The 4,932-nt window shown below is 46.0% G+C and carries 2 protein-coding genes; both read left to right on the top strand.

Annotation, left to right across the window (positions count from 1 at the left end; genetic code table 11):
• Nucleotides 1-464 precede the first annotated feature (464 nt).
• A complete protein-coding gene (locus tag MED222_RS01625) occupies nucleotides 465-3,416 on the top strand; it encodes a pyridoxal phosphate-dependent class III aminotransferase (protein WP_198135333.1) in 2,952 nt (983 codons plus the stop codon).
• 8 nt (nucleotides 3,417-3,424) lie between these two features.
• On the top strand, nucleotides 3,425-4,678 hold the full coding sequence (locus MED222_RS01630; RefSeq protein ID WP_009848867.1) for a carboxynorspermidine synthase: 1,254 nt from the start codon (nucleotides 3,425-3,427) through the stop codon (nucleotides 4,676-4,678).
• The last annotated feature ends 254 nt before the right edge of the window (nucleotides 4,679-4,932 follow it).

The raw sequence follows: 4,932 nt of genomic DNA, 5'->3' as shown, positions 1-4,932 counted from the left end.
ATCTCGGAATGAACAATGCTCAAAAAGAGCAGCGATTGCTTCTGGGGGATACGCGTAGTGACCATTCTTGCTGATTGGGACATTACGTAGGGTAGGTATCGGCTAATTCTTTAGCTGATAGACGGGATACTTATGGCGCAGTTCGTCATGTTAATGGGAAACCCAACATTGAACACACTAATAACAACATTGCTAATCAGCTCTGCATTTCCAAAGGGACCAGCTCCTCATAGCTGCCCGATCCTGCAAAAATGTCCAATTCTTCAAAACAGTAGCATTACTGAACCTTGAGCTCACGCTAACTAATTTTTTTGCTGTCCTAAGACGGCCTAATTTCGTATTCGTCATTTGACTTATGCGAGCGTACAGCTATATCTCATTTCTAGACAATACGCGTGTTTCATTATGAATTCTCTCTAAATCAATAGAGGGACGGTATGCAATTGCGTCTGATGGAGGTGAGTATGAACACATTCAAGGGGATTTTTATGACTACCGCCTTTGAAGTCGATATCAATACTATCGCAAATTCATTTTCAACTATGGTTCCTATCTTAGAGGGAACGTACGACCTAACACCTGACGCTATTTTGCTCGAGCAAGAACAGCATGAGTCGGATGTTCGTTCTTACCCAAGACGCCTGCCCATTGCTATTAAACGAGCATGTGGCGCTTTAGTTGAAGATACTCGTGGCCAACTCTTTCTCGATTGCTTAGCCGGTGCAGGTACACTTTCTCTAGGTTACAACCACCCTGAGATTAACCAAGCACTCAAAGATCAGCTCGATTCTGGTTTGCCATACCAAACTCTTGATATCACGACTCACGCAAAAGAGACGTTTATCAAGCGAGTTAAAGCTTTTCTTCCTCAAGACTTTTCAAATAACTCGGTTCTTCAATTCTGTGGCCCATCGGGTGCTGACGCTGTGGAAGCGGCGATCAAGCTCGCTAAGCAAACCACAGGTCGTAACACAATGTTCGCTTTCCGAGGTGCTTACCATGGCATGACAAACGGCACCATGGGTATGATGGGTAACCTAGGTACTAAAGAGCGTCGTAGCGGCTTGATGTCTGACGTACATTTCATGCCTTTCCCATACAACCTGCGCTGCCCGTTTGGCATTGGTGGTGAAGCAGGTGCCAACGCGAGCATTCGTTACATCGAGCGTATGTTGAATGATGACGAATCCGGCATTATGAAACCTGCCGCGATGATCGTTGAGCCTGTGCAAGGTGAGGGAGGTGTGATCCCTGCTCCTGCTTATTGGTTACAAGGTCTGCGTCGCATCTGTGATGAACACGGCATCCTACTGATCTTTGATGAAATCCAATGTGGTGTAGGTAAAACAGGTCATCGATTTGCGTTTGAAGAGTCAGGCGTTAATCCTGATATCTTATGCTTGTCTAAAGCGATTGGTGGCGGACTGCCTATGTCGCTGCTTGTATTCGATAAGAGCATCGATACTTGGAAAGCGGGTGAGCACACCGGCACATTTCGTGGTAATCAGTTGGCAATGGTATCTGGCGCTAAGGCGTTAGAGATCATCGAGCGCGATGGTTTGGTTGAGCACGCGAACATCGCAGGCCAATACCTACGTCATGGGTTAGAGAAGATTCAATCTCGCGTGAACTGTATTGCTGAAGTTCGTGGTAAAGGCTTGATGCTTGGCGCTGAGATCAAGCAACCAAATGGTGAACTCAACAAATTTGGCGAGCCGCAATCAGACGGCGAACTGACTCTAGCGATTCAACGAGCAGCATTGGAGCGCGGCTTGATGGTTGAAAAGGGTGGTCGTGATGGTTCGGTCATTCGTTTCCTTCCGCCAATGATTATCTCTTTCGAGCAGATCGACTTTGCACTGCGTGTCATGGAAGAAGCGATAATCGCAGCGGGTGGCGGTTTACAACAAGACCCAGCTTCAAGCGAGCAAACTAACCAAGAATGGAATAAGCATTTCATCCAGACAGGTTTAGGCGGTAGTGACGAATTTGCTAGCGTGATGAACCAAACCACTCAAGCGATGAAAGCCGTTTTTGAACAGGTTGAAACCCCTTATTCGGGTTTAGATCCAAAAGTGTTAGAAGCAGCTATCAAAGCTGTCGACCTAGACAACAACCAACACGCTTTGGTTGATGTTGTAGATAGCACTGCAGACCTTGTCGCTGCAAACTCCATCTTCGTGCAACACCCTGACTGTATTGCACACCTTCATACTCCTCCTTTAATGGCATCGGTAGCGGCGGAATCCATTATTGCGGCACTGAATCAGTCAATGGATTCATGGGACCAAGCATCTGCTGCGACTTATGTTGAGCAGCGTGTGGTGGATTGGATGTGCGACAAATACCAACTTGGCGACCAAGCGGACGGTGTTTTCACCAGTGGCGGCACGCAAAGCAACCTAATGGGCTTATTGTTAGCGAGAGATTGGATTGCTGATAAACATGATGGTCACTCAATCCAAAAGCTAGGCTTACCAGATTACGCGAGCAAGCTTCGTATTTTGTGTTCAAACAAATCTCACTTCACGGTTCAAAAGTCTGCCTCGCTACTAGGGCTAGGTGAAGCGGCAGTGTGCTGTGTTGATACCAATGCCAATGGCACCATAAAGCCAGATTTGCTAGACGCAGAAGTCAAAGCGCTTAAAGCTCAAGGGTTGATTCCTTTTGCTGTTGTCGGTACGGCGGGCACAACCGATCACGGTGCTATTGATGACCTTGAAGCGATTGCTGACATCGCCAACCAACAAGATCTTTGGTTCCATGTCGACAGTGCTTACGGTGGCGCGCTTATCTTAAGTAGCCATAAAGCTCGTCTGAAAGGTATCGAAAAAGCGGACTCAGTGAGTGTCGACTTCCACAAGTTGTTCTTCCAAACAATCAGCTGTGGTGCAGTGCTGCTGAAAGACAAAGCGAACTTCAAGTACTTACTGCATCACGCAGATTACTTGAATCGCGAGCACGATGAGCTGCCAAATCTAGTCGATAAGTCTATCGCGACCACCAAGCGTTTCGATGCGTTGAAAGTCTTCATGACGATGCAAAGTGTCGGTCCAAAGCAACTGGGCGATATGTACGACCATCTTCTTGAGCAAACGCTTGAGGTTGCCGATTTGATTCAGAAGCATGACGATTTCGAGTTGCTTGCTGAGCCGTCACTGTCGACTGTGCTGTTCCGTGCGGTACCGAACAACGAGCTATCAGCAAACGGCGTTCTTGATTTAGACAAACTGAATCAGACGTTAAGACTGGAGGCGCTGACTCGTGGCGTTGCAGTACTTGGCGAAACGGTCGTTGATGGTAAAAGCGCGCTGAAATTCACTATCTTGAATCCGTGCTTAACGACATCAGATTTCAAATCTTTAATTAACAAAATTCAAACTCTAGCCATTGAGCTAGCAGAACAACAAGGGTAATTAAAACTATGGCTATTCTACAAATTGGTGCAGGCGGCGTTGGTTGGGTTGTTGCACACAAAGCAGCACAAAATAACGAAGTACTGGGTGATATCACAATCGCTTCTCGCACAATCGCGAAGTGTGAAAAAATCATCGAATCTATCAAAGGCAAAAACAACCTTAAAGATTCTACTAAGAAACTAGAAGCTCGTTCAGTAGACGCTGACGATGTTGATGCACTTGTTGCTTTGATTAAAGAAGTTAAGCCTGATCTAGTGATCAACGCTGGTCCTCCTTGGGTAAACATGGCGATCATGGAAGCGTGTTACCAATCGAAAGTATCTTACTTAGATACATCGGTTGCGGTTGATCTATGTTCTGAAGGCCAACAAGTACCACAAGCTTATGATTGGCAGTGGGGCTACCGTGAGAAGTTCGCTGAAGCGGGCATCACAGGTATTCTTGGCGCGGGTTTCGATCCGGGTGTGGTATCAATCTTTGCAGCGTACGCGGTTAAGCACCTGTTCGACGAGATTGACTCAATTGACGTAATGGACGTGAATGCTGGCGACCACGGTAAGAAGTTTGCGACAAATTTTGACCCAGAAACCAACATGCTTGAGATCCAAGGCGACTCTTTCTACTGGGAAAATGAAGAGTGGAAGCAAGTACCTTGTCACTCTCGTATGCTTGAGTTTGAATTCCCGAACTGTGGTTCTCACAAAGTTTACTCAATGGCGCACGATGAAGTTCGTTCAATGAAAGAGTTCATCCCAGCTAAGCGTATCGAATTTTGGATGGGCTTTGGTGATGCATACCTGAACTACTTCAACTGCATGCGTGACATCGGTCTTCTTAGCCCAGATCCGCTAACACTGCACGATGGTACTGTGGTTCAGCCTCTGCATGTTCTTAAAGCACTACTGCCGGATCCAACATCTCTCGCTCCGGGTTACACAGGTTTAACGTGTATCGGTACTTGGGTTCAAGGTAAGAAAGACGGTAAAGAGCGCAGTGTATTCATCTACAATAACGCAGACCACGAAGTGGCTTACGAAGACGTAGAGCACCAAGCGATCTCTTACACTACAGGTGTTCCAGCAATTACCGCTGCACTACAGTTCTTCCGTGGCGAATGGGCTGATAAAGGCGTGTTCAACATGGAACAGCTAAACCCAGACCCGTTCCTAGCAACCATGCCGGAAATCGGTCTAGATTGGCATGTTCAAGAACTTGATGCAGGCCAAGGTCTTCCTGTGATTCAAGAGCTGAAAAAATAAGAACTGATTTCTTGTTTTGATTGCTAATTAAAGGGGACATGGATTGTTCCCTTTTCGATGATGATAGACTTGAAGCTTTGGTATCATTTATTTTGATTTTGTAACTCACTGCGCTCGGACAGGACAAAATCAAAATAAATCACACCAAAATTGTTAATTTACCTTTCCATCTATAGATGCTGCTTGAGTGTTTACAAAAATGACGTTTAAGAAAGAAGAACTAAAAACCCCATATTTCATGATCAACGAAGACA

The sequence above is a fragment of the Vibrio sp. MED222 genome, assembly GCF_000153005.1.
Taxonomy (GTDB): domain Bacteria; phylum Pseudomonadota; class Gammaproteobacteria; order Enterobacterales; family Vibrionaceae; genus Vibrio; species Vibrio tasmaniensis_A.
This window is presented reverse-complemented; position numbering and strand designations above follow the sequence as displayed.